General features: G+C 60.7%; 18 protein-coding genes. 13 read left to right on the plus strand and 5 right to left on the minus strand.

Annotation, left to right across the window (positions count from 1 at the left end):
* Positions 1-22 precede the first annotated feature (22 nt).
* Complete coding sequence (locus ACKZ62_RS28920; protein WP_095185233.1) at positions 23-1,468, minus strand: alanine/glycine:cation symporter family protein; 1,446 nt, start codon at positions 1,466-1,468, stop codon at positions 23-25.
* A 391-nt stretch (positions 1,469-1,859) separates the two neighbouring features.
* A complete protein-coding gene (gene aspA / locus ACKZ62_RS28925) occupies positions 1,860-3,284 on the minus strand; it encodes an aspartate ammonia-lyase (RefSeq protein ID WP_032884466.1) in 1,425 nt (474 codons plus the stop codon).
* Positions 3,285-3,466: 182 nt separating this feature from the next.
* Between aspA and ACKZ62_RS28930 the strand changes: the two genes are divergently transcribed.
* The 5 genes from ACKZ62_RS28930 (at position 3,467) to ACKZ62_RS28950 (ending at position 7,274) form a co-directional block, all read left to right on the plus strand.
* Complete coding sequence (locus tag ACKZ62_RS28930; RefSeq protein WP_010566930.1) at positions 3,467-4,375, plus strand: LysR substrate-binding domain-containing protein; 909 nt, start codon at positions 3,467-3,469, stop codon at positions 4,373-4,375.
* 344 nt (positions 4,376-4,719) lie between these two features.
* Complete coding sequence (gene purE / locus ACKZ62_RS28935; RefSeq protein WP_003176980.1) at positions 4,720-5,211, plus strand: 5-(carboxyamino)imidazole ribonucleotide mutase; 492 nt, start codon at positions 4,720-4,722, stop codon at positions 5,209-5,211.
* 11 nt (positions 5,212-5,222) lie between these two features.
* Positions 5,223-6,308 (plus strand): 5-(carboxyamino)imidazole ribonucleotide synthase, encoded by a 1,086-nt coding sequence (locus tag ACKZ62_RS28940; protein ID WP_095185232.1) that lies wholly within the window; start codon positions 5,223-5,225, stop codon positions 6,306-6,308.
* A 106-nt stretch (positions 6,309-6,414) separates the two neighbouring features.
* Positions 6,415-6,660 (plus strand): GlsB/YeaQ/YmgE family stress response membrane protein, encoded by a 246-nt coding sequence (locus tag ACKZ62_RS28945; RefSeq protein WP_032884464.1) that lies wholly within the window; start codon positions 6,415-6,417, stop codon positions 6,658-6,660.
* Between the two features lie 77 nt (positions 6,661-6,737).
* Positions 6,738-7,274 (plus strand): DUF3299 domain-containing protein, encoded by a 537-nt coding sequence (locus tag ACKZ62_RS28950; protein ID WP_032884463.1) that lies wholly within the window; start codon positions 6,738-6,740, stop codon positions 7,272-7,274.
* A gap of 119 nt (positions 7,275-7,393) precedes the next feature.
* On the opposite strand, the gene ACKZ62_RS28955 is transcribed toward ACKZ62_RS28950, so the two are convergent.
* The gene (locus tag ACKZ62_RS28955; RefSeq protein ID WP_447096174.1) at positions 7,394-8,293 is read right to left on the minus strand and encodes a D-hexose-6-phosphate mutarotase; all 900 of its coding nucleotides are present in this window, start codon (positions 8,291-8,293) and stop codon (positions 7,394-7,396) included.
* 57 nt (positions 8,294-8,350) lie between these two features.
* Positions 8,351-8,755 (minus strand): acyl-CoA thioesterase, encoded by a 405-nt coding sequence (locus tag ACKZ62_RS28960; RefSeq protein WP_003176975.1) that lies wholly within the window; start codon positions 8,753-8,755, stop codon positions 8,351-8,353.
* 409 nt (positions 8,756-9,164) lie between these two features.
* Between ACKZ62_RS28960 and ACKZ62_RS28965 the strand changes: the two genes are divergently transcribed.
* The 8 genes from ACKZ62_RS28965 to ACKZ62_RS29000 all read left to right on the plus strand — a co-directional run bounded on the left by ACKZ62_RS28965 (position 9,165) and on the right by ACKZ62_RS29000 (position 19,420).
* Positions 9,165-10,454, plus strand: coding sequence for an MFS transporter (locus ACKZ62_RS28965; protein ID WP_032884461.1), 1,290 nt, complete (start codon positions 9,165-9,167; stop codon positions 10,452-10,454).
* 258 nt (positions 10,455-10,712) lie between these two features.
* Complete coding sequence (locus ACKZ62_RS28970) at positions 10,713-11,699, plus strand: phosphate ABC transporter substrate-binding protein PstS (protein ID WP_032884460.1); 987 nt, start codon at positions 10,713-10,715, stop codon at positions 11,697-11,699.
* 384 nt (positions 11,700-12,083) lie between these two features.
* Positions 12,084-14,117: an ABC transporter permease subunit gene (locus ACKZ62_RS28975; RefSeq protein ID WP_177326410.1), complete on the plus strand. Its 2,034-nt coding sequence runs from the start codon at positions 12,084-12,086 to the stop codon at positions 14,115-14,117.
* Between the two features lie 15 nt (positions 14,118-14,132).
* On the plus strand, positions 14,133-15,803 hold the full coding sequence (pstA, locus tag ACKZ62_RS28980) for a phosphate ABC transporter permease PstA (protein WP_032884458.1): 1,671 nt from the start codon (positions 14,133-14,135) through the stop codon (positions 15,801-15,803).
* A gap of 131 nt (positions 15,804-15,934) precedes the next feature.
* A complete protein-coding gene (pstB, locus tag ACKZ62_RS28985; protein ID WP_032884457.1) occupies positions 15,935-16,768 on the plus strand; it encodes a phosphate ABC transporter ATP-binding protein PstB in 834 nt (277 codons plus the stop codon).
* Positions 16,769-16,838: 70 nt separating this feature from the next.
* The gene (gene phoU / locus ACKZ62_RS28990) at positions 16,839-17,600 is read left to right on the plus strand and encodes a phosphate signaling complex protein PhoU (protein ID WP_032884456.1); all 762 of its coding nucleotides are present in this window, start codon (positions 16,839-16,841) and stop codon (positions 17,598-17,600) included.
* Between the two features lie 168 nt (positions 17,601-17,768).
* Positions 17,769-18,677, plus strand: a complete 909-nt coding sequence (locus tag ACKZ62_RS28995) for a response regulator (protein WP_032884455.1) — start codon at positions 17,769-17,771, stop codon at positions 18,675-18,677.
* A gap of 80 nt (positions 18,678-18,757) precedes the next feature.
* Complete coding sequence (locus tag ACKZ62_RS29000) at positions 18,758-19,420, plus strand: peptidoglycan DD-metalloendopeptidase family protein (RefSeq protein WP_447096175.1); 663 nt, start codon at positions 18,758-18,760, stop codon at positions 19,418-19,420.
* A gap of 3 nt (positions 19,421-19,423) precedes the next feature.
* Here ACKZ62_RS29000 and ACKZ62_RS29005 read toward each other — a convergent pair whose 3' ends face one another.
* Positions 19,424-20,764, minus strand: a complete 1,341-nt coding sequence (locus ACKZ62_RS29005; RefSeq protein ID WP_032884453.1) for a hemolysin family protein — start codon at positions 20,762-20,764, stop codon at positions 19,424-19,426.
* Between the last annotated feature and the right edge of the window lie 27 nt (positions 20,765-20,791).

Genomic DNA, 20,791 nt, shown 5'->3' on the forward strand with positions numbered 1-20,791 from the left:
CGTGTCATCTATCTAGCTGCGCTCAGCGTTGTACTTGAGCGTTCAGTTCAGCCGATGGGGCCGCGTCCGGTTTTGCCGGGTTGGCCGGCCAGGCCTTGCGGTCCAGATCCAGGTCCGGGAATTGGCTGGAATCGAACACCGGGGTCTTGATGCCCGCAGCGCGTTGGCGGTCGTAGTCGTCCAGCACACGCATGGCGATCTTGAACAGGAACGCCAGGGCGAACAGGTTGACGAAGGCGAGCATGGTCATGGTGATGTCGGCGAAGGCGAATACGGTGCCCAGGTTCTCGATCGAGCCCCAGAAAATCAGCACCAGCACCAGCGCGCGATAACCCATCAGCACCTTACGGTTGTTGCCCACCAGGAAGCGCAGGTTGCTCTCGCCGAGGTAGTAGTTGTACATGATCGAGGTGAACACGAACAAAGCCAGGGCCACCGAGATGAACATGCGGCCCCAGTCACCGACCACAGCGGCCAGGGAGTTCTGGGTCAGGGCAATGCCGTCGCCTTCAAAGCCTGGGGTGTAGAAACCGGAGAGCAGGATCAGCAGCGCGGTGCAGGTGCAGATCACGAAAGTGTCGAGGAAAACGCTGAACGCCTGGACCACGCCTTGGGCGATCGGGTGTTCTACGGAAGCCACCGCTGCCACGTTAGGCGCACTGCCCAGACCGGCTTCGTTGGCGAACACGCCGCGTTTCACGCCCATGATGATCGCGCTGCCTACCAGGCCACCGAAGGCTTGGTCGAGGCCGAAAGCGCTCTTGACGATGGTCGCGAGCATGGCCGGCACGTGGTCGAATTGCAGCACGATCACGTACAGGGTCACGGCGATGTACACCAGGGTTTTGACCGGGACCAGCAGGTCGGCGATGGACGCGATGCGCTTGATCCCGCCGATGAACACCAGGCCCAGCAGCACCGCCAGCGCGAGGCCGGTGTAGGTGGTGTCGAGGCCGAAAGCGTTGTTCAGCGAGTGAGTCACGGCATGGGCCTGCAGGCCGTTGAAGGCGAAGCCAAAGGTCACCAGCAGCAGGAACGCCATGACCATACCCAGCCAGCGCTTCTGCAAACCGTGCTGGATGTAATAAGCCGGGCCGCCACGGTAGGTGCCCTCTGCGTCGGTGCGCTTGTACAGCTGGCCGAGGGAGCATTCGATGAAGCTCGACGACATACCCACAAGCGCGGTGACCCACATCCAGAACACGGCACCCGGGCCGCCGAGGGTTACGGCAATGCCGACACCGGCGATGTTACCGGCACCCACGCGACCGGCGAGGCTGAGCATCAGCGCCTGGAAGGAGCTGAGTTGGCCGGAGCTGCTCTTCAAGCTGTCTTTGAACACCGAGAACATGTGGAAAAAGTGACGCAATTGAACGAAACGCGAGCGGATCGTGAAATAACCGCCGAGCCCGACAATGAGCACGATCAGTACTTTCCCTGAGAGGAAGTCGTTGATGACTTCGAGCATGGAGTGTTCCTCGCTGATTTTTCTAATGGCAAACGCAGGACGGTCCGACACGTCGCATGGCACCAGGCAGTGCGCGACAGTTCGACCCCAATCCTTTTGCGGGTGTTGTTATTCATGCGGTTTCGCGCTGTACCGGGCCTCGTTACCGACGGCCGCAGACGCGAGAGGGGCGGCACTATACCTAGGAGTACGTGATACGTCTGCACGGGCCGATTAAAGGTTTCAGCGCCGCTGATTCGGGCAAGGCGGGTTTGCAGGGCGATATTGGAATTTTTATGGGCTTCATTTCACAACCTTGAGGCAAAAAAAAGGGCCTGAAGAACGAGCCTTCAGGCCCTCAAAAGGTGAGAGGTGTCTAGTCCCTCAACCTGGTGAGCGGTGCAACAAACGCTTAGGCCTTCAACGGGACCAAACGTGGAGCGATCATGTTTTCGGGGCGCAGGATGTCGTCGAGCATGGCGTCGTCGAGCAAGCCTTCTTCGCGCACCAGTTCCAGTACTCCGCGGCCGCTTTCAAGGGCGATACGCGCAATGCGGGTGGCGTTTTCATAGCCGATGTACGGGTTCAGCGCGGTGACAAGACCGATGGAATGTTCCACCAGTTCGCGGCAGCGTGCTTCGTTGGCGGTGATGCCGACGATGCAGTGCTCGCGCAGCATGTCCATGGCGCGTTGCAGCAGGCGGATCGAGTCGAAGATCTTGAAGGCGATCAGCGGCTCCATCACGTTCAACTGCAGTTGGCCGCCTTCGGCTGCCATGGTCAGGGCCAGGTCGTTGCCGATGACTTGGAACGCTACCTGGTTCACGGCTTCCGGGATGACCGGGTTGACCTTGCCGGGCATGATCGAGCTGCCTGGCTGACGCGCTGGCAGGTTGATCTCATTGATCCCTGTGCGTGGGCCGCTGGACAGCAGGCGCAGGTCGTTGCAGATCTTCGACAGCTTCACGGCGGTACGCTTGAGCATGCCGGAGAACAGCACGAAGGCGCCCATGTCGGAGGTGGCTTCGATCAGGTCGGCAGCCGGTACCAGCGGCTGGCCGCTGATGGTGGCCAGGCGTTGCACGGCCAGGGCCTGGTAACGCGGGTCGGCGTTGATGCCGGTGCCGATGGCGGTGCCGCCCAGGTTCACTTCGGTCAGCAGCTCTGGCGCCAGGGTTTTCAGGCGTGCCAGGTCTTCGCTGAGGGTGGTGGCGAAGGCGCGGAATTCCTGGCCGAGGGTCATCGGCACGGCGTCTTGCAATTGGGTGCGGCCCATTTTCAGCACGTGGCCGAACTCGACGCCTTTGGCGGCGAAGGCTTGGATCAGGCTGTCGAGGCTGGCCAGCAGCGCGTCATGGCCCAGCAGCAGACCCAAACGGATCGCGGTCGGGTAGGCGTCGTTGGTCGACTGCGCCATGTTCACGTCGTTGTTGGGGTGCAGGTATTGATATTCGCCCTTCTGGTGACCCATGGCCTCCAGCGCGATGTTGGCGATGACTTCGTTGGCATTCATGTTGGTTGAAGTGCCGGCGCCGCCTTGAATCATGTCCACCACGAACTCTTCGTGGAAATCGCCGCGGATCAGACGGGCACAGGCTTCGCTGATGGCAGCGTGCTTGGCTTCGCTAAGCTGACCCAACTCGCGGTTGGCATCAGCGGCTGCTTGCTTGACCATTGCCAGGCCGACCACCAATTTCGGGTAATGCGAAATCGGAACGCCCGAGAGGCGGAAGTTATTCACCGCTCGCAGGGTCTGGATGCCGTAATACGCTTGGGCGGGTACTTCGAGTACGCCAAGCAGGTCTTTTTCTGTGCGGAATGATGCAGCGGAGGACATGACGGAAATCATCTCAATATGGACCCGGAACAGGCCGGAACGCTGCGAATGCTAGGCCTGTAGGAAAATTTGGGCCAATGCTGTTAAGCACTGGCCTATGCATAAACGGCATAATGCAGATGTGACCCGGCTATCATGGCGGGCGTGTGTGCCAAAATGGTGCGTACCCGTGGGAGGCAGTGATGAACCTTGAGAGCAAATGGCTGGAAGACTTCAGCGCCTTGGCGGCGACGCGCAGCTTTTCCCAGGCGGCGGAGCGGCGCTTTGTCACTCAGCCAGCGTTCAGCCGACGTATCCGTAGCCTTGAGGCCGCGTTGGGCCTGACCCTGGTCAATCGCTCACGCACACCGGTGGAATTGACGGCAGCGGGGCAGCTGTTTCTGGTCACCGCGCGCACCGTGGTCGAACAGCTCGGCGAGGTCCTGCGCCATTTGCATCACTTGGAAGGCGGGCAGGGCGAAGTCATGCAAGTGGCCGCCGCCCACTCCCTGGCGCTGGGCTTCTTCCCGCGCTGGATCGCGCAGTTGCGCAATGAAGGTTTGAACATCGCCACCCGCCTGGTCGCCACCAACGTCGGCGACGCCGTGCACGCCCTGCGCGAAGGCGGTTGCGACCTGATGCTGGCGTTCTACGATCCGGACGCGGCGATGCAGATGGACGCCGAAATCTTCCCTTCGCTGCACCTGGGTAACACCGAAATGCTCCCGGTGTGCGCGGCCGATGCTGATGGCAAGCCGCTGTTCGATCTGGAAGGCGAGGGCAGCGTGCCGTTGCTGGCCTACAGCGCCGGCGCGTTCCTTGGTCGTTCGGTGCACTTGCTGCTGCGCCAGCGCGCGCTGCGCTTTACCACTGTTTACGAAACCGCCATGGCCGACAGTCTCAAGAGTATGGCCCTGGAAGGCCTGGGCATTGCCTGGGTGCCGCAGTTGAGCGTTCGTGCCGAACTTGCCCGAGGCGAACTGGTGGTCTGCGGTGGGCCGCAATGGCATGTGCCGCTGGAAATTCGGCTGTATCGCTGCGCGTTGGTGCGCAAGGCGAATGTGCGGTTGTTGTGGCGCAAGTTGGAAGGTGGCGCGGCGCAGAACACCTGAGCCCGATCTCGGACCGAATGTAGGGCAAATGTGGGAGGGGGCTTGCCCCCGATAGCGGTGTATCAGTGACAGATAAGTGCCTGGCACACCGCCATCGGGAGCAAGCCCCCTCCCACAGTATTTCGCGGTGTATGGGACTGACTCTTAAGTCAATAAAACCGCCGGTTTGCCCCGCTAGACAGATGGTCATCCGAGGGGCTGTTTATCTGGATTATTACGGTATACTGCGCGGCCTTCGGCCGGTCCAACCGGCCAAAATTCGTACAACAAGCCACGCCGGATTTCCCGCGTGGCTTGTTGTTTTTTGACGCGCCTGCGGGCGCCCAGAGAGAAGAGGCACGACGATGAGTGCATTGGTTGGCGTGATCATGGGCTCCAAGTCCGATTGGTCCACCCTTAGCCACACCGCCGATATGCTGGAAAAACTCGGCATTCCGTATGAAGTGAAAGTGGTCTCTGCCCACCGCACCCCGGATTTGCTGTTCCAGTATGCCGATGAAGCAGAATCCCGTGGCATCGAGGTGATCATCGCCGGTGCCGGCGGCGCAGCGCACCTGCCGGGCATGTGTGCAGCCAAGACTCACCTGCCAGTGCTTGGCGTACCGGTGCAGTCGGCAATGCTCTCGGGCGTCGATTCGCTGTTGTCCATCGTGCAGATGCCGGCCGGCATCCCGGTGGCGACCTTGGCAATCGGCAAGGCCGGCGCGATCAACGCAGCCCTGCTGTCCGCCAGTATCCTGGGCGCCAAGCACCCGCAGTTTCACGCGGTGCTGAAAAAATTCCGTGCTGAGCAGACAGACAGCGTGCTGGACAATCCAGACCCACGTATCGCCTGAGGTTGTTGACGATGAAAATCGGTGTAATCGGTGGCGGCCAACTGGGCCGTATGCTGGCCTTGGCGGGCACCCCGCTGGGTATGAACTTCGCTTTCCTGGACCCTGCGCCGGACGCCTGTGCGGCGGCCTTGGGTGAACACCTGCGCGCTGACTACAGCGACCCGGACCACCTGCGCCAACTGGCCGATGAAGTCGACCTGGTGACGTTCGAGTTCGAAAGCGTCCCGGCTGAAACCGTGGCCTTCCTGTCGCAGTTCGTGCCGGTGTACCCGAGCGCCGAAGCCCTACGCATCGCTCGCGATCGTTGGTTCGAAAAGAGCATGTTCAAGGACCTGGGAATTCCGACTCCAGCCTTCGCCGATATCCAATCGCAGGCGGACCTGGACGCCGCCGTCGCCAGCATCGGCCTGCCAGCCGTGCTGAAAACCCGCACCCTGGGTTACGACGGCAAGGGCCAGAAAGTCCTGCGCACTGCAGATGATGTGGTGGGCACCTTCGCCGAGCTGGGCAGCGTCGCTTGCCTGCTGGAAGGCTTCGTGCCGTTCACCGGTGAAGTCTCGCTGATCGCCGTGCGTGCCCGTGATGGTGAGACCCGCTTCTATCCGTTGGTGCACAACACCCACGACAGCGGCATCCTCAAGCTGTCCGTGGCCAGCACCGACCACCCGTTGCAGGCCCTGGCCGAAGACTATTCCAGCCGTGTGCTCAAGCAGCTGGATTATGTCGGCGTGATGGCGTTCGAGTTCTTTGAAGTCGACGGTGGCCTCAAGGCCAACGAAATCGCCCCGCGTGTGCACAACTCCGGGCATTGGACCACCGAAGGCGCCGAGTGCAGCCAGTTCGAAAACCACCTGCGGGCGGTGGCGGGCTTGCCACTGGGCTCCACGGCCAAGGTCGGCGAGAGCGCCATGCTCAACTTCATCGGCGTTGTGCCGCCGGTGGAAAAAGTCATCGCCATCGATGACTGCCACCTGCATCACTACGGCAAGGCCTTCAAGGCCGGGCGCAAGGTCGGCCACGCCAACCTACGCTGCAAGGACCGTGCGACGCTGCAAGCGCAGATCCTCAAGGTTGAAGCGCTGATCGCTGAGCAATAAGCCTGGTGGCGGCGGGAACCATTGGTTGCCGCCGTCTCTCTGATTGCAGGATGGCAAAGCCTGACTAGGCTTTGGCATGACTCACATTCAATCAGAGGGAAATGCCATGGGTATCATCGGAACCATCTTTATCGGCTTTATCGTCGGCCTGCTGGCGCGTTTCCTCAAGCCCGGCGACGACAGCATGGGCTGGATCATGACTATCCTGCTGGGTATCGCCGGCTCCCTGGCCGCGACCTACGGTGGTCAGGCACTGGGTATCTACCAGGCTGGTCAAGGTGCAGGCTTCCTCGGTGCGTTGGTCGGTGCCATTGTGCTGCTGGTGATCTACGGCCTGATCAAAAAGAAGTAATCAGCCGACAAAGTCCTCTGCGCTGCGCAGGCGCAGAGGGCTAGAATGCTCGGCACTTGTACTTGCCGAGCCTCTCCATGCGCCGTCTTCTGTTGACTCTCCTCCTGCTGGGCTCTGGCCTGGCGCACGCCGGCGAATTGCCGGAAACCGACTGGCTCGACCTGATGCCGCTGTCGGACCAAAAGGCTCTCGAAGCCATGCCCGAGATCGATCACAACTCCCCGGAAGCCCAAGGCACCTTTACCGATAAGGGCGGCCTCAAGCAGAGCAAAGGCTTGCCGGCGGTGATGTATTCCACCAAGACCGTGGCTGCGATGAACGGCAAGGACATCCGCATCGGCGGCTACCCGGTGCCGTTGGAAACCGATGCCAAGGGCCGCAGTACGTTGTTCTTCCTGGTGCCGTATCCAGGCGCGTGCATTCACGTCCCACCACCGCCGCCTAACCAGCTGGTGCTGGTGCGTTATCCCAAAGGGTTGAAGCTGGATGATATCTACACGCCGCTTTGGGTTACGGGTACGTTGAAGGTAGAGAAGGTGAATAACGACCTGGCGGATGCGGCGTATGCGCTGGATGCGGGCAAGGTGCGGGTGGTGAAGGAGTCAGATCTCTAAAATCCGGCGCATAACAATGTGGGAGGTGGCTTGCTCCCGATAGCGGTCTATCAGCAATAAATCTGCTGACTGACACTCTGCTATCGGGAGCAAGCCCCCTCCCACATTTTCGATTGGGTTTACAGGGCGATAGAGGTGATGCTCACGCCCAGTGTGTGGCTATCACCTGGGGCCAAGCTCACCACATCATCCAGCACATTCGCCGTCTCGATGCACAGCATGCCCTGCCAGCCATCGTCGGCCATGTCGTCGAAGGCCTTGGCGCGTTCGGTCCAGGGGTTCCAGATCACGGTCGATTTCGAGCCTTCACTGGTGAGTTGGATTTGGCGCTGCCAGTCTCTGTCGACAATGCTCAACTGCGCGGGCGTATCGAGGTAAATGCGGTCGGTTTCGGCACTGAAGTGCAGCAGGCCGGATTGCTTCTTCTCGCTCCAGCCATCGGCGGTATCGATGTACGCCGAGCCGTCCAGGCCGTCGACCTGCACGTTGCGCACATCGCTCACGGCGAAGTAGGTGTGCAGCGCCTGGCTCAGGGTTACGGCGTCGGTGCCACGGTTATGGCTGGTCAGGCGGATGTGTAGTTGATCGTTTAGCAGCAGACTCAAGGTCAGGTCGACCTGATGGGGCCAGCCGGGAAAGCCGCCTGCAGGAACGGGTAGTTTCAGGTCCACCCGCAGCGTTTCACCTTCAAGTATTGTCCCGGCCAATGCCCAGGTCGCGGTACGCACGAAACCGTGAGCGCCCGCAGGTTGATCACTTTGGCGCATCGCCTTCACGCTTTGCGGGTTGCGGTCGAACACCCCGAACCATGGCCAGCACACCGGTACGCCAGTGCGGATGCCTTTGCCTTGCTTGAATACCGCTTCAGGGTTCGGCCAGATCAGCGGCTGCTCGCCCTCACGCCCGTAACTGAAGATATGCGCGCCCTGCTGGGCAATCATCAGTTCAGCGCCGTTGTGGCGGATACGCCAGCAGTCCAGCTCGTCGATTTTCACGGTTTCAACGTGGGGCGTAGGCATACACAGCACTCTCAATGGCAGGCAATGGGGCAATTGACCGTCAAAACCCGGCGAGGTTTAACGCGCGCGCGACGGTACTGAGCGCGTGCGGCCGCTGCCATCGATAGCGACGAATACAAACACCGCCTCGGTCACCTTGCGCCATTCGCTGGACAGTGGGTCGTCGCTCCACACTTCGACCATCATCTGGATCGAGCTGCGGCCGATTTCCAGGGCCTGGGTATAGAAGGACAACTGCGCGCCCACGGCCACCGGCACCAGGAACGCCATGCGATCAATCGCCACGGTAGCCACGCGACCGCCCGCAACCTTGCTGGCCATGGCGGTACCGGCCAAGTCCATCTGCGCGACCAGCCAGCCGCCGAAGATATCGCCAAAGCCATTGGTTTCACGCGGGAGCGCGGTGATTTGCAGGGCGAGATCGCCTTGCGGGATAGGATCTTCTTGTTCGAGTTCGATCATGCCGTGGGGCCTCTGACCCGTGACGCTTTTATAGGTGGAGCAGGGTGGATAGCCGACTGTTAGAAAAACGTTTCAGCACAAACATACTCCGTTCGATACGTTTCTCGTAAGGCGTACTAAAGGGAAACTCTGCCAAATCGGCTGGATGGCACCCAACGACGTTTTGGCACAGCAGCCCCTCAAGGCTGCGGGTCTTGCGCTCGCAAGGGCCGAGTATATCGAGACCCTGGCGCCACGACGACCTCCCGGCGTTCATTTGGTCGGTAAATAGACGCTGTATCGCGGCTTTTGTGCACAACTGTTCTCCTGGCGCTGTGCTTTTACAAGCGATTTGCTATCTTGCCAGACCCGCCGCAAGTCCCGGGCGTGCCGTCCTTATTACGATGATTACTATAAGAGAAGCCTTGCCATGTCCTCCGTGCCCGCAAGCAGTGCGCAACCTTCGCGCCCGCTGACCCGCAACGACTACAAAACCCTGTCGCTGTCTGCCTTGGGCGGGGCGCTGGAATTTTATGATTTCATCATTTTCGTGTTTTTCGCCACCGTGGTCGGAAAGCTGTTCTTCCCTGCCGATATGCCCGAATGGCTGCGAATGATGCAGACCTTCGGCATCTTCGCCGCCGGTTACCTGGCCCGCCCGCTGGGCGGCATCATCATGGCGCACTTCGGCGACCTGCTGGGTCGCAAGAAAATGTTCACCCTGAGCATCTTCATGATGGCCGTACCGACCCTGATCATGGGCCTGCTGCCAACCTACGCGCAGATCGGCCTGTGGGCGCCGATCCTGCTGCTGCTGATGCGCGTCATCCAGGGCGCGGCGATTGGCGGTGAAGTGCCAGGCGCGTGGGTGTTCGTCTCCGAACACGTTCCGCCACGCCACATCGGCTACGCCTGCGGCACCCTGACCAGCGGCCTCACCGCCGGCATTCTGCTGGGTTCGCTGGTGGCTACCGCGATCAACACTATTTATAGCCCTGAGCAGGTCTCGGATTACGCCTGGCGTATCCCGTTCCTGCTTGGCGGCGTGTTTGGCCTGCTGTCGGTGTACCTGCGTCGCTGGCTGCATGAAACGCCGATCTTCGCCGAGATGCAGCAACGCAAAACCCTGGCCGCCGAGTTGCCATTGCGCGCGGTACTGCGCGACCACCGTGGCGCGATCGTGCTGTCGATGCTGCTGACCTGGCTGCTGTCGGCCGGCGTGGTAGTGGTGATCCTGATGACTCCGACCGTGCTGCAAACCATCTACCATTTCAGCCCGACCGTTGCGCTGCAAGCCAACAGCCTGGCTATCGTGACCTTGAGCCTGGGTTGCATCGCCTCCGGCGCCCTGGCCGACCGCTTTGGTGCAGGCCGCGTGCTGATCAGTGGTTGCGCGCTGCTGCTGGCGACCTCTTGGACGCTCTACCACAGCCTGCTGACTCACCCGGACTGGCTGTTCCCGCTGTACGCCTTGACCGGCCTGTTCGTCGGCACAATTGGCGTGGTGCCGTACGTGATGGTGAAAGCCTTCCCGCCAGTGGTGCGCTTCAGCGGCTTATCGTTTTCCTACAACGTGGCCTACGCCGTGTTTGGTGGTCTCACGCCGCTGGCGGTGTCGCTGCTGATGAAGGAAAGCCCGATGGGCCCGGCTTACTACGTGGCCGCGCTGTGTGTCATGGGGATGGTGGTAGGTGGGTATCTGTGGAAGCGTGGCCGCTAAAAGCAGCCCGATCCACCCGTGGCGAGAGAGCAAGCTCCCTCGCCACGGGGCAGGTGTCCGTTCATTGATTGCAGTGTGTAGCTGATTTACCGCGTTACCTGCGCATTACCCCCGTTTCTCCGCGCCATACCTTCCTGACCTGCTTGATCTCCCAATGCTGGCCTTTCATCCAATTGTCATATTTCAGACATAGAGTGTTCACACGGCCTCTCGATACTTGGCCCCGATCCAACTATCCCTATCTGCTAGGAGCAAGGCATGAAACTGAAACGTTTGATGGCGGCAATGACTTTTGTCGCTGCTGGCGTTGCGACCGCCAACGCGGTGGCCGCAGGTGTTGATCCGGCAATCCCGGCTTACGTTAAGACCACTGGTGTGTCGGGCAACTTGTCCAGCGTCGGTTCCGATACCCTGGCTAACCTGATGACCCTGTGGGCCGAGGGTTACAAAAAGGAATACCCGAACGTCAACATCCAGATTCAAGCTGCCGGCTCCGCTACCGCACCACCTGCGCTGACTGAAGGCACCTCCAACCTGGGCCCGATGAGCCGCAAGATGAAGGACACCGAACTGGCTGCCTTCGAGCAGAAGTACGGCTACAAGCCAACCGCTATCCCGGTTGCCGTGGATGCCCTGGCCGTGTTCGTGCACAAGGACAACCCGATCCAGCACCTGACCATGGAGCAAGTCGACGCGATCTTCTCCTCGACTCGCCTGTGCGGTGGCAAAGCCGACGTGAAAACCTGGGGCGACCTGGGTGTGACCGGCGACCTGGCCAACAAGCCAGTACAGCTGTTCGGTCGTAACTCGGTATCCGGCACCTACGGCTACTTCAAGGAAGAGGCCCTGTGCAAAGGTGACTACAAGCCTAACGTGAACGAACAACCAGGCTCGGCGTCGGTCGTGCAGTCGATCAGCTCCTCGCTGAACGGCATCGGTTACTCGGGCATCGGCTACAAGACCGCCAGCGTGAAGACCGTGGCCCTGGCCAAGAAAGGCAGCACTGACTTCATCGAAGACACCGAAGAAAACGCCCTGAACGGCAAATACCCGCTGTCGCGTTTCCTCTACGTTTACGTCAACAAAGCCCCGAACAAGCCTCTGGCTCCGCTGGAAGCTGAGTTCGTGAAGCTTGTGCTGTCGAAGCAAGGCCAGGAAGTTGTAGTGAAAGACGGCTACATCCCACTGCCAGCCAAAGTTGCCGCCAAGGCCCTGGCTGACCTGGGTTTGAAAGAAGGCAACTGATTGCCTCCGCGGGGCCGGCTCACCGGCCTCGCATCCGAATTTTCTAGTCCGCTGCCAGCTATGCTTCGCGGCGGATTTGTTGCGTCACTGCACTGTCATCTTTCTGTCATACAGGATCGCTAGGGTGTGCGCATGAATGATCTGGCCAATTCCACCATGACGACGACTTCTCCTCCCAAGCGCATTGATTTCAATACGCCTGAGCTGCAACGCAAGCGCCGCATTCGCGCGCTTAAAGATCGCCTGACCCGTTGGTACGTGCTGGTGGGCGGCCTCGCTGTCCTTGGCGCTATCACCCTGATCTTCTTCTTCCTCGCCTACGTCGTCGCGCCATTGTTTCAGGGCGCCTCGCTGACCAAGGAAGACGCGCTGACCCCGGCCTGGATTCAGGACGCCGGCAAGCCACTGATGATCTCCCTCGAAGAACAGAACCAAGTCGCCATGCGGGTTTCCGACAAGGGCCAGGCGCTGTTCTTTGAAGTCGAGACCGGTGCTGAACTCAAGCGCGTCGACCTGCCGCTTCCAGCCGGCACCAGCGTTGCTTCTATTGGTGAAGATCAGCCGGGCAGCCCGCTGGTGATCCTCGGTTTGTCCAATGGGCAGTCCTTGGTGTTCCGCCACACCTATAAGGTGTCTTACCCGGACGGCAAGAAAACCATCACCCCGGCGATTGAATACCCTTACGGTGAAACGCCGATCGTGCTGGATGACGCCGGCCGCCCGCTGGAGCATGTCGCCCTCAACGCCACTGATAGCTCGTTGGTGATCGCAGGCTCGGCCGGTTCGCACTTGAATGTGCTGACCCTGAGCCGCGAAGAAAACATGATGACTGGCGAAGTCACCAGTGAGCAGAAGCGTGTCGAGCTGCCGCAAATGACCGAGCCGGTGAAGGCGATCTTCATCGACCCGCGCCAGCAATGGCTGTATGTGATCAACGGCCGTGCCCTGGCCGATGTGTTCAGCCTGCGCGACAAGAGCCTCAACGGTCGCTACAAATTGTTGGAAGACGGCAACGCTGAAATCACGGCCAGCACCCAACTGGTGGGCGGTATCTCGCTGATCATCGGTAACTCCAAAGGCGGCCTGGCCCAGTGGTTCATGGCCCGCGACCCGGATGGCGAACAGCGCTTCAAGCAGATCCGCACCTTCCAGATGGGCACTGCGCCTATCGTCGAAATCACTGCCGAAGAGCGCCGCAAAGGCTTCACTGCCCTGGACGCATCCGGCAAGTTCGGCGTGTTCCACAGCACCGCCCACCGCACCCTGCTGGTGGACCCAGTGGTCGATGGCCAGGGCGTGTTCGGCCTGTCGCCGCGGGCCAACCGCGTGATCGTCGAAGCCGGCGGCAAGCTGCAACCGCTGCTGCTCGACAACCCGCACCCGGAAGTGTCATGGAGCGCGCTGTGGAGCAAGGTCTGGTACGAAAACTACGACGAGCCTAAATACGTGTGGCAGTCGACCGCCGCCAACACCGACTTTGAACCCAAAATGAGTCTGGCCCCGCTGACCTTCGGTACCTTGAAGGCCGCGTTCTACGCCATGCTGCTGGCTGCACCGCTGGCCGTTGCCGCTGCGATCTACACCGCCTACTTCATGGCCCCGAGCCTGCGCCGCAAGGTCAAGCCGGTGATCGAATTGATGGAAGCGATGCCGACGGTGATCCTCGGTTTCTTCGCCGGCCTGTTCCTGGCGCCGTATGTCGAAGGGCATCTGCCGGGGATTTTCAGCCTGCTGATGCTGTTGCCGATTGGCATCCTGGTGGCCGGGTTTGTCTTCAGCCGCCTGCCTGAATCCATCCGCCTGCGCGTTCCCGATGGTTGGGAAAGCGCAATCCTGATCCCGGTGATCCTGTTTGTGGGCTGGCTCTCGCTGTACATGAGCCCGTACCTGGAAACCTGGTTCTTCGGCGGCGACATGCGTATGTGGATCTCCCACGACCTAGGCATTACCTACGACCAGCGCAACGCCCTGGTAGTCGGCCTGGCCATGGGGTTTGCGGTGATTCCGAACATCTACTCCATCGCCGAAGACGCCGTATTCAGCGTGCCGCGCGGCCTGACCCTGGGCTCCCTGGCGCTGGGCGCCACGCCGTGGCAGACCATGACGCGCGTGGTGATCCTGACCGCCAGCCCGGGCATCTTCTCCGCACTGATGATCGGCATGGGCCGTGCAGTAGGCGAGACCATGATCGTGCTGATGGCCACCGGTAACACGCCGGTGATGGAGATGAACCTGTTCGAAGGCCTGCGAACGCTCGCGGCCAACGTCGCGGTGGAAATGCCGGAGTCGGAAGTGGGCGGCAGTCACTACCGCGTGCTGTTCCTCTCGGCGCTGGTGCTGCTGCTGTTCACCTTCGTCATGAACACCCTCGCCGAGCTGATCCGTCAGCGTCTGCGCAAGAAATACTCGTCGCTTTAAGAAAGGTAGAAGTCTGTGAAACAGAACTCCCTGAATGGATGGTTCAAGAGCGGCGCCCCCGGCGTCTGGATCAGCGGTGGCGCGGTGTCCATCGCGGTCATCATGACCATTGGTTTGCTGGCCGTGATTGCCGTACGTGGTTTGGGCCACTTCTGGCCAGCTGACCTGATCCAGGCCAACTACAACGTGCCGGGCCAGGAAAACCACATCGTCATCGGCGAAGTGGTGCAGAAAGAAGAAGTGCCCCGCGAGCGCCTGAAAAGTGCTGGCCTGCCGGTGCCTGATGAAGGCCCGGAGTTCATGACCCGCGAGCTGATCAAGGTCGGCAACCGAGATTTGAATGGCAACGACTTCACCTGGATCGTTGGCGAGTGGTTGAAAGACCAGAGCACACCGAAAAACCTCATGGCCATCGAGCGTCGTGAGTGGGGCAACTTCTACGGCACCCTGGTCAACGTCAAGCAGGATGGCAAGGTTATCGCCGAAGGCGAGGCCGCTTGGCCGGAGCTGCAGGCCCGTGTCGATCGCGTCAACAAGCTCGCCGCACAGCTCAAGAGCCTGGAAAAGACTGATATCGGCGCGATCAACGCCGGACTCGAACGCATTCGTCTGCACGGTCGCAAACTGGAGCTGGAAGGCAAGCTTGATGCCGCCGCCCAGGCCGATATGGATGCTGACCGCGCCGAGCTGAATGCCCGTTACCAGGACATCGAAGCGCGCCTTGCCGACCTGCACGCCCAGTTCAACCGCGATGCCTTGACTGCTCGCGATGGCAACGGCAAGGAAATTGAAATCGGCATCGGCAAAGTGGTCCACGCCTACCAGCCGAACGCCATGGGCACGATGACCAAGATCGGCTTCTACTTCAGCAAGGTCTGGGAATTCTTGAGCGATGACCCACGGGAAGCCAACACCGAAGGCGGGATTTTCCCGGCGATCTTCGGCACCGTGATGATGACCCTGATCATGGCGATGATCGTGACCCCGTTCGGCGTGCTGGCGGCCGTGTACCTGCGTGAATACGCCAAGCAGAACACCCTGACTCGAATCATCCGCATCGCCGTGAACAACTTGGCCGGTGTACCGGCCATCGTCTACGGCGTGTTCGGCCTGGGCTTCTTCGTGTATGTACTGGGTGGCTCAGTTGACCGCCTGTTCTTCGCCGAAGCCCTGCCGGCACCGACCTTCGGTACGCCGGGCCTGCTGTGGGCCTCGCTGACCCTGGCGCTGCTGGCGGTGCCGGTGGTGATCGTGGCCACCGAAGAAGGCCTGGCGCGGATTCCCCGCACCGTGCGTGAAGGCTCCCTGGCTCTGGGCGCGACCAAGGCGGAAACGCTGTGGAAGATCGTGCTGCCGATGGCCAGCCCGGCGATGATGACCGGCATGATCCTGGCCGTGGCCCGTGCCGCCGGTGAAGTGGCGCCGCTGATGCTGGTCGGCGTGGTGAAACTGGCCCCGTCGCTGCCGCTGGACGGCAACTACCCGTACCTGCACCTGGACCAGAAGATCATGCACTTGGGCTTCCATATTTATGACGTCGGCTTCCAGAGCCCCAACGTCGAAGCCGCACGGCCACTGGTGTACGCCACCGCCTTGCTGCTGGTGCTGGTGATCGCCACGCTCAACTTGTCGGCGGTGTGGATTCGTAACCACTTGCGCGAGAAGTACAAGGCGCTGGACAGCTGATCTGAATTGAACGCGGACTTATTTGTGGGAGGGGGCTTGCTCCCGAGCGGTGTGCCAGCCGGCACACATGTTCCTGAAGCATCGCTATCGGGGGCAAGCCCCCTCCCACACAACAGCACAGGGAGCATCCCATGCAACACGACACCCATTCCCATGGCATCAACATGTCTGCCCTGGGTCGCGACAAGCAGAGCCTGAGCCTGGCCCAGGAAACCGTGGCCATCGAAGTACCGGGCTTGAGCCTTTACTACGGTGACAAGCAGGCGCTCTTCGACGTCAGCATGAACATTCCCAAGCAGCGTGTGACTGCCTTTATCGGCCCGTCGGGCTGCGGTAAGTCCACGCTGTTGCGCACGTTCAACCGCATGAACGACCTGGTCGACGGTTGCCGTGTGGAAGGTGCGATCAACCTCTACGGCACCAACATCTACCGTAAGGGCGAAGACGTGGCCGAGCTGCGTCGCCGCGTGGGCATGGTGTTCCAGAAGCCGAACCCGTTCCCCAAGACCATTTACGAAAACGTGGTCTATGGCCTGCGTATCCAGGGCATCAACAAGAAGCGCATCCTCGACGAAGCCGTGGAGTGGGCCCTTAAAGGCGCGGCGCTGTGGGACGAGGTCAAAGACCGTCTGCATGAGTCGGCACTCGGCTTGTCCGGTGGTCAGCAGCAACGTCTGGTGATCGCCCGCACCATCGCCGTGGAGCCGGAAGTGTTGCTGCTCGACGAGCCGTGTTCGGCACTCGACCCGATCTCGACCCTGAAAGTGGAAGAGCTGATCTACGAGCTCAAGTCCAAGTTCACCATCGTTATCGTGACCCACAACATGCAACAGGCGGCGCGGGTTTCCGACTACACCGCCTTCATGTACATGGGCAAGCTGGTGGAGTTCGGCGATACCGATACCCTGTTCACCAATCCGGCGAAGAAGCAGACCGAAGACTACATCACCGGTCGCTACGGCTAGGAAGCTGTGGTTCTGTTTGCACTGACGCTGCGGTTCTCCGCACCTTACCGGACGCTCCAAGGACGCCAACATGATTAGCAAAGAAGGCCTTACCCATCACATCTCCGCGCAGTTCAACGCCGAGCTTGAGGAAGTGCGCAGCCACCTCCTGGCGATGGGCGGCTTGGTGGAGAAGCAAGTCAACGACGCCGTGACCGCGCTGATCGAGGCCGACTCGGGCCTGGCCCAGCAGGTGCGTGAGATCGATGACCAGATCAACCAGATGGAACGCAATATCGACGAAGAATGCCTGCGCATTCTGGCCCGTCGCCAGCCAGCGGCCTCGGACCTGCGTTTGATCATCAGCATCTCCAAGTCGGTAATCGACCTGGAGCGCATCGGCGATGAGGCCACCAAGATCGCCCGTCGCGCCATCCAGCTGTGCGAAGAAGGCGAAGCGCCGCGCGGCTACGTGGAGGTTCGCCACATCGGCGACCAGGTGCGCAACATGGTGCGCGATGCGCTTGACGCGTTTGCGCGTTTCGACGCCGATCTGGCGTTGTCGGTGGCGCAGTACGACAAAGTCATCGACCGCGAATACAAGACAGCCCTGCGTGAACTGGCCACCTACATGATGGAAGACCCGCGCTCTATCTCGCGGGTCTTGAGCATCATCTGGGTGCTGCGTTCCCTGGAGCGGATCGGCGATCACGCGCGCAATATCTCGGAACTGGTGATCTATTTGGTTCGTGGTACTGACGTACGGCACATGGGCCTTAAGCGCATGAAGGCTGAAGTTGAAGGTTCCGCCGATCAAATCCCTAATGTTCCGGGCGAATCTGACGATAAGTAAGGTTGCCCGAGAAATTAACGCCCGGCCTTTGGCCGGGCGTTTTCGTTTCTGGTGTCTGAATTTTTTGCGCAGCGGAATAAATAAAGTCCAGCTGTGACTACCGAGTTTTGGCAAAATGCCATCAGTCAGGCGTTCTGCGTGCCGAAGTTTTTATAGGATGAAGGGTCGATGAGTAAAGTCAGTGTATTGGTGGTGGATGACGCCTCGTTTATCCGCGATCTGGTGAAGAAGTGCCTGCGCAACTACTTCCCCGGGATCAAGCTTGAAGATGCGGTAAACGGCAAGAAGGCCCAGACCATACTGATGCGCGAGAGCTTCGACCTGGTGCTGTGCGACTGGGAAATGCCGGAGATGTCCGGCCTGGAGCTGTTGACCTGGTGCCGTGAGCAACCGCACCTCAAGGCCATGCCGTTTGTGATGGTGACCAGCCGGGGCGACAAAGAGAACGTAGTGCAGGCGATCCAGGCCGGGGTTTCTGGTTACGTCAGCAAACCGTTCACTAACGAGCAACTGCTGAACAAGGTCAAACAGGCCCTGCACAAGGTCGGTCGCCTCGACGCCCTGGTTGCCAGCGCGCCGACCAAAATGAACTCGGCCTTCGGCAACGATTCCCTGAGCGCCCTGACGGGCGGCAAGCCTGAAGCGTTGCGTTCGGCCCCCGTTGCAGCTGCGGCGTCAGCGCCCAGCAAAGGCCTGCTCAACAGCCCGCCAGTGCAGGCCCCTTCCGCCGCGCCGGCCGCCGGTCGTGGCCAGGGTCAACTGCGGCTGTCCAGTGGCACCCAGCAATGTGTCATCAAAGCGCTGAGCATCAAGGAGGCGCTGCTGGTAGTGCGTCGCACTGAAGTCCTGCCTCAGGTGCTGGAAAGTGCGGTGCTCGACCTTGAGCAAGGCGACAACGCCGAGGTGGCCCGTCTCAACGGCTACCTGCACGCCATCGTCGCCTTCGAGCCCAAGCCCGACAGCGACTGGCTGCAACTGACCTTCCGGTTTATTGACCAGGATGCGCAGAAACTCGACTACATCTCCCGCCTGATTGCGCGCGGTACGGCTCAGAAGCATTTTGTGCCGGGTGCCTGATCCTTTAAGGTTCAGCTGACCACAAGATTGTCATTAACCCTTGCTAACCTGCCGCTCAGTCATCCCGGCAGGTTCGCGCCATGCTCCTTCGTCTTTTGATCTGCTGCGGGTTGGCCACGGTCACCACCTCGACCTTGGCCATGACCCTCTACAAATCCACTGACGCCAATGGCGTGGTGTTTTTCAGCGACCGGCAAACCCCCGGCGCCCAGGCGTTTGTGATCCAGGAGCGCAAGGTCGAGCGTCCAATACTCGACAGGCCAACCCCCCGTTATCGACCCCAAGCCTACCGCTACCCCTTGCCCTGGCGCGGCGGTCCGTTCCGCTTGACCCAAGGTCCCAGCGGCAGCTTCAGTCACACCGACGTCAAGAGCCGCTACGCCATGGACATCGCCATGCCCGAAGGCACGCCGATCATCGCCGCGCGTAGTGGCGTGGTGGTGAAGACCGAGAACGAGCAGGCCGGGCGGGGCAATGATGCATCGGGGAATTTTGTGCGGGTGCAGCATGATGACGGCACCGAGGGGGTCTACCTGCATCTGAAGCAAGGGTCGGTCAGTGTGAGGGTAGGGCAGCGCGTGGCGGTGGGGAGTCCGCTGGCGTTGTCGGGCAATACCGGCAACAGCAGCGGGCCGCACCTGCACTTTGTGGTACAGCGCGCCACCGAGGCAGGGCTGGTGTCGATCCCGTATGAGTTCAACCAGCCGGTGGGCGCATTGCCCAACTTTGCGTTGGGCAATTGAGGGTCAATCGAGCATCAATACCTTGGCCAGTACGATCTTCGGTCCTTTCATCTTCTTGATGATGATCCGCAGGCCTTCAACCTCCAGCACTTCTTCCTCTTCCGGCACCCGTTTCAGGGTTTCGTAGACCAGGCCGGCCAGGGTTTCGGCTTCGATATGGTCCAGGTCGATGCCGAGCAGGCGTTCCACCTTGAACAACGGGGTATCGCCACGTACCAGCAGCTTGCCCGGCTGGTAGGCCAGGATGCCGCGTTCGGCCTTGCGGTGTTCGTCCTGGATATCGCCGACCAGCACTTCCAGCACGTCTTCCATGGTCAGGTAGCCGATGATGTTGCCGTCGGCCTCTTCAACCACGGCGAAGTGCGAGCCGCCTTTACGGAACTGCTCCAGCAACTGCGACAGCGGCATGTGGCGCGACACGCGCTCCAGCGGGCGAGTCAGCTCGGCCAGGTTGAACGACTCGGGGATATGGTCGAGTTCGGCCAGCTCCAGCAGCAAGTCCTTGATGTGCAGCAGGCCGACGAACTCTTGGCGGACGCTGTCGTACACCGGGTAGCGGCTGAACTTGTGGCGGCGGAACAGCGCGAGGATTTCCTTGAGCGGTGCGTTGAATTCCAGTGTCACTAGGTCTTCGCGGGAGTTGGCCCAGTCGACCACTTCCAGTTCGCCCATTTCCACGGCCGAGGCCAATACGCGCATGCCTTGGTCGCTAGGGTCCTGGCCACGGCTGGAGTGCAGGATCAACTTGAGTTCTTCGCGGCTGTAATGGTGCTCATGGTGCGGGCCAGGCTCGCCTTGGCCGGCGATGCGCAGGATCGCGTTGGCGCTGGCGTTGAGCAGGTAGATGGCCGGGTACATGGCCCAGTAGAACAGGTACAGCGGCACCGCCGTCCACAGCGACAGCAACTCGGGTTTGCGAATGGCCCAGGATTTGGGCGCCAGTTCACCGACCACGATGTGCAGGTAGGAAATCACGAAGAACGCCGCAAAGAACGACACGCCCTTGATCACTTCCGGCGATTCGACGCCCACGGCGGCCAACATCGGTTCAAGGATGTGCGCAAACGCCGGCTCACCGACCCAACCCAGGCCCAGGGAGGCGAGGGTGATACCCAGCTGGCAGGCCGACAGGTAAGCGTCGAGCTGGCTGTGTACGGTACGCAGGATCTGTCCACGCCAGCCGTTGGTGTGGGCGATGGCCTCGACTCGGGTGGAGCGCAACTTGACCATGGCAAATTCCGCCGCAACGAAAAAACCGTTGAGCAGTACCAGGATCAGAGCAAAAAGAATCATGCCGAAGTCGGCGAAGAGTGTAGAGAGGGTGATACCAGGGGAAGGGTCCATGATTGGGTTTTGCAGGTTCCATGTGTT

This window comes from Pseudomonas sivasensis, from assembly GCF_052938085.1.

What these genes read in the sequence shown, in the direction of transcription:
- ACKZ62_RS28920 (WP_095185233.1), bottom strand. Translation starts at nt 1,468, where the DNA reads ATGCTCGAAGTCATCAACGACTTCCTCTCAGGGAAAGTACTGATCGTG.
- aspA (WP_032884466.1), bottom strand. Translation starts at nt 3,284, where the DNA reads ATGTCCTCCGCTGCATCATTCCGCACAGAAAAAGACCTGCTTGGCGTA.
- ACKZ62_RS28930 (WP_010566930.1), top strand. Translation starts at nt 3,467, where the DNA reads ATGAACCTTGAGAGCAAATGGCTGGAAGACTTCAGCGCCTTGGCGGCG.
- purE (WP_003176980.1), top strand. Translation starts at nt 4,720, where the DNA reads ATGAGTGCATTGGTTGGCGTGATCATGGGCTCCAAGTCCGATTGGTCC.
- ACKZ62_RS28940 (WP_095185232.1), top strand. Translation starts at nt 5,223, where the DNA reads ATGAAAATCGGTGTAATCGGTGGCGGCCAACTGGGCCGTATGCTGGCC.
- ACKZ62_RS28945 (WP_032884464.1), top strand. Translation starts at nt 6,415, where the DNA reads ATGGGTATCATCGGAACCATCTTTATCGGCTTTATCGTCGGCCTGCTG.
- ACKZ62_RS28950 (WP_032884463.1), top strand. Translation starts at nt 6,738, where the DNA reads ATGCGCCGTCTTCTGTTGACTCTCCTCCTGCTGGGCTCTGGCCTGGCG.
- ACKZ62_RS28955 (WP_447096174.1), bottom strand. Translation starts at nt 8,293, where the DNA reads ATGCCTACGCCCCACGTTGAAACCGTGAAAATCGACGAGCTGGACTGC.
- ACKZ62_RS28960 (WP_003176975.1), bottom strand. Translation starts at nt 8,755, where the DNA reads ATGATCGAACTCGAACAAGAAGATCCTATCCCGCAAGGCGATCTCGCC.
- ACKZ62_RS28965 (WP_032884461.1), top strand. Translation starts at nt 9,165, where the DNA reads ATGTCCTCCGTGCCCGCAAGCAGTGCGCAACCTTCGCGCCCGCTGACC.
- ACKZ62_RS28970 (WP_032884460.1), top strand. Translation starts at nt 10,713, where the DNA reads ATGAAACTGAAACGTTTGATGGCGGCAATGACTTTTGTCGCTGCTGGC.
- pstB (WP_032884457.1), top strand. Translation starts at nt 15,935, where the DNA reads ATGCAACACGACACCCATTCCCATGGCATCAACATGTCTGCCCTGGGT.
- phoU (WP_032884456.1), top strand. Translation starts at nt 16,839, where the DNA reads ATGATTAGCAAAGAAGGCCTTACCCATCACATCTCCGCGCAGTTCAAC.
- ACKZ62_RS28995 (WP_032884455.1), top strand. Translation starts at nt 17,769, where the DNA reads ATGAGTAAAGTCAGTGTATTGGTGGTGGATGACGCCTCGTTTATCCGC.
- ACKZ62_RS29000 (WP_447096175.1), top strand. Translation starts at nt 18,758, where the DNA reads ATGCTCCTTCGTCTTTTGATCTGCTGCGGGTTGGCCACGGTCACCACC.
- ACKZ62_RS29005 (WP_032884453.1), bottom strand. Translation starts at nt 20,764, where the DNA reads ATGGACCCTTCCCCTGGTATCACCCTCTCTACACTCTTCGCCGACTTC.